The organism is Vibrio sp. D173a, from assembly GCF_030248475.1.
In genome coordinates, this window is the sequence record NZ_JAHGAH010000020.1 from 1 (window position 1) to 3,136 (window position 3,136).

At 44.4% G+C, this 3,136-nt stretch carries 4 protein-coding genes and 1 pseudogene; 3 read left to right on the forward strand and 2 right to left on the reverse strand.

Features of this window, described 5'->3' with window-relative positions:
• Window positions 1-1,033 (forward strand): annotated as a pseudogene (locus KIV40_RS03100) (reverse transcriptase domain-containing protein); the annotation flags it as partial.
• A gap of 289 nt (window positions 1,034-1,322) precedes the next feature.
• Here KIV40_RS03100 and KIV40_RS03105 read toward each other — a convergent pair.
• On the reverse strand, window positions 1,323-1,916 hold the full coding sequence (locus KIV40_RS03105; protein WP_282252982.1) for a DUF2913 family protein: 594 nt from the start codon (window positions 1,914-1,916) through the stop codon (window positions 1,323-1,325).
• Window positions 1,917-2,019: 103 nt separating this feature from the next.
• On the reverse strand, window positions 2,020-2,181 hold the full coding sequence (locus KIV40_RS03110; protein ID WP_077202352.1) for a Hok/Gef family protein: 162 nt from the start codon (window positions 2,179-2,181) through the stop codon (window positions 2,020-2,022).
• A gap of 391 nt (window positions 2,182-2,572) precedes the next feature.
• Here KIV40_RS03110 and KIV40_RS03115 point away from each other — a divergent pair, with 391 nt between their 5' ends.
• Together KIV40_RS03115 and KIV40_RS03120 are read left to right on the forward strand one after the other, a co-directional pair.
• Window positions 2,573-2,806, forward strand: a complete 234-nt coding sequence (locus KIV40_RS03115; RefSeq protein ID WP_282252983.1) for a hypothetical protein — start codon at window positions 2,573-2,575, stop codon at window positions 2,804-2,806.
• Window positions 2,799-3,095, forward strand: a complete 297-nt coding sequence (locus KIV40_RS03120; RefSeq protein ID WP_045402174.1) for a hypothetical protein — start codon at window positions 2,799-2,801, stop codon at window positions 3,093-3,095. The genes KIV40_RS03115 and KIV40_RS03120 overlap by 8 nt, the downstream gene beginning before the upstream one ends.
• The last annotated feature ends 41 nt before the right edge of the window (window positions 3,096-3,136 follow it).

Below are 3,136 nucleotides of genomic sequence, written 5' to 3' on the forward strand. Positions count from 1 at the left end.
GCCGACCCTAACAGCTATGGTTTTAGACCTAACCGAAGCGCAGCCGATGCAATACAGCAGTGCTTCAAATGCCTGTGCAAAAAAAGGAGCAGCACAATGGGTTCTTGAGGGGGATATCAAAGCTTGTTTCGACAAGATAGGCCACCAGTGGTTACTTGATAATGTCCCGACAGACAAAAGAATGCTCAAGCAATGGCTGGAATGTGGCTATATAGACAAAGGGCTATTTTACAAAACGGCAGAGGGAACACCACAAGGCGGGATAATTTCACCCACCCTGATGCTGCTCACTCTTGTCGGACTAGAAAAGCTAACTAAGTCTATCGCTCGCAAGACAGGCAGCAGAGTAAACTTTATAGGTTATGCTGACGACTTTGTTATCACTGGGTCTTCAAAGGAAGTTCTTGTGAATGACATCAAGCCGCAACTGATGGCTTTCCTACAAGAAAGAGGTTTAACGCTTTCTGAAGAGAAAACGCACGTTACTCATATCAATGATGGTTTTGACTTTCTTGGCTTCAACGCCAGAAAGTACAAAGGGAAACTGCTCATTAAACCGAGCAAATCCAACGTATTATCATTCTTACGAAACATGCGTGACCTCATTAGAAAACACGCAACAATCCCAGTAGCAGATCTCATCAAGATGATAAATCCAAAGCTACGAGGATGGGCGAATTACTATCGCCATTGTGTTGCTAAACAAACCTTCGGCTATATTGGTCATCAGATGTTTCTAGCGTTATGGCGATGGTCAGTTAGGCGTCACCCAAACAAGGGGCGCAAGTGGGTCGCACATAAGTATTTTCTGAACTTGCAAGGTCAATGGACTTTCCATGGCTGGTTCAAAAAGGCAGGTAAGTATGGAGTGATCAGGCTGTTTGACATCGCTAAGGTGCCAATTAAGCGACATGTTAAAATCATGAGTCAAGCGAATCCGTTTGATCCTTTTTGGGAAGGTTTTCTCAATGAACGTAAGGTGAAAAATACAGGTCGCAACTCATGGTCTGATCCTGTCGCCACTGCTTTGTGAGTTGCTGGGTAACAATAACGCCTTAGTGGAGGCTTGAGCCGTATGCAGTGAAAGTTGCACGTACGGTTCTTAGGAGGGCGGCATCTGGTAACAGGTGTCGCCTATCCGACAAACTCGTGTCAAGCCAACCAGTTCTAGCACGAGCTTGCCCCATTGTTAGATTTCATGAAGATACTTTCTTCCTCAATTTTCCTTTCTTTTACATTGAAGTACGTGATGTGATAACTCGGCATAAAATCGATATCCATTAATTGGTCTGTACTTAACAATACAACATTTCGTCGCTGTATTACACGTGATGGTGAACCGGGTGCACGAGAATATGCGCTTGATGCGTCTCGATGTTCCACTCTTTCATTTCTGCAAGGAACAGGCCGTGATTATTGATGGAGTCGATGAGCTCTGGGGCGCGCTCTAATTGGATTAATAGTGATAGTGGGGTAACTTGCTTATGCTCTTGATCAAAGCCGTGTTCGATTTGTTCTTCAAGCATATAGATTATGCCAGGCTCCGCTTCGCTACCTTCTTCAAACAATCGTGACTCGATCCCTTCTGCGTCATATAAATGAACCAGTAAGTTATACAGCTTTTCAGCGCCAACAAGTTTCGTTCGATTTGATTGTGAGTTCAGTTCATGTAATCGCATTTCTAAGTTTCCCCCTTGTTTTCTCGCTACGCTGAGCATCAGTTTGATGTCTTTTTTGATATTCGATAAGGACTTATCGTTGAGCTTTGGTTTGAGGTATTTGATCAGAATGTCATTGCGTGTCGCGACTGGCACAAAGCGGGTGGATACGGATACCTGACACAGTAAATGAAGCAGGGCGTGGGTAATGACGTTGTGAAGGTTGTGGTAGTAGTCAAAGTCTCGTTTGATTTGCATAGCCAAGGTAACGTTGTGGATTAGTTTTTAGAATATGGGTGCTCGTTGGCCTGTCTCGTTACAATACTGAATCAGGAAGAGGGTTGCCCCTCTTCCTGTCCAGCTACTTCATACGTGTTTCGTAGACAACGAAGCGTGCCAGAAAGTCTGTGCCGCCTCCTTTATACCGAACCTCGCAAAGCGAGTCTCGGACTATCAGAAGTCCACACAGTATTGTGATGCAAATGACCACTAAGCCCATTAGGGCGGTTTTACTTTTTGGCATTTTTCATTGCCTCCACTCGATGAAGAGGCTAGTATTTGTATTGTCAGATACATTACATCGCCTCGTTTGAATTTATAGTTCATTCGGGGCTTTGTTCTTTCTACCACTTGCAAATATGCTCAAGTGAAATGCTCATGGCAGAAACACCAAGAGCACCCATTCCCATTCCCATTCCCATTCCCATTCCCATTCCCATTCTAAAGCTTTTCAGCGTCCCTCTCTATCGTTTTGTTTCTCGACGATTTCTCAAAGCCGTTCAAGCCGCCGCGAAGGACTCTAAATGTGATTGATTCATCAATTATTTATACGGATTACTTTTGTTGTGTCAATATGATTTACTAATTTACGTTTAATGGTAAAGTATTTTTACTTACGATGAAGGAGGTATCCTTTGAGCTTTATACCCGATTATAAGTTGTCAGAGCTGAGCAAAATGGCTGGTTTTAATACCGTTGATGAATTGGCGATGTACGCATGTACTACCCGCCAGAACCTCGATAACTGGAACAAAACCGAATCCAAACAAGGCTTTCTGAGAGTCGTCATCATGGGCGCTAAAGTCATGAAAGCCCAAGAGATAAAACACCAAGCCAATGCGCGAGCAGAGAGGGAACAGCATGTCTAAACCCTTGCTCGATGATGCCCTTTTAAAGCTGATTGATGCCAAGCTACTTCTAAACGGCCACGTTACCAGTAAAGACATTTATCGTCACCTGGGCTTAGGTCGACAAAAGGTGAGCAGGGTGTTTCAAGACTATTTAGCGGCGAACCCTGGTTCGATGGTGTACGTGCCAGCCAAGAAAAAATACATGGCAACCGACGATTTCAAGCCGTGCTTTCTGGGGGAGGTTAAAGCGGGTGAGTTTGTTGACGCTTTAATCACGGTGTTCGGCACATTCACCGACGATGAATAAAGAGGGCAATGACGACTGAGCCTAAAAGGCGATATGGCATA

Bases quoted from the DNA above. Each gene is read 5' to 3' on its own strand.
- KIV40_RS03105 (WP_282252982.1), bottom strand. From the start codon at position 1,916: ATGCAAATCAAACGAGACTTTGACTACTACCACAACCTTCACAACGTC.
- KIV40_RS03120 (WP_045402174.1), top strand. From the start codon at position 2,799: ATGTCTAAACCCTTGCTCGATGATGCCCTTTTAAAGCTGATTGATGCC.
- KIV40_RS03110 (WP_077202352.1), bottom strand. From the start codon at position 2,181: ATGCCAAAAAGTAAAACCGCCCTAATGGGCTTAGTGGTCATTTGCATC.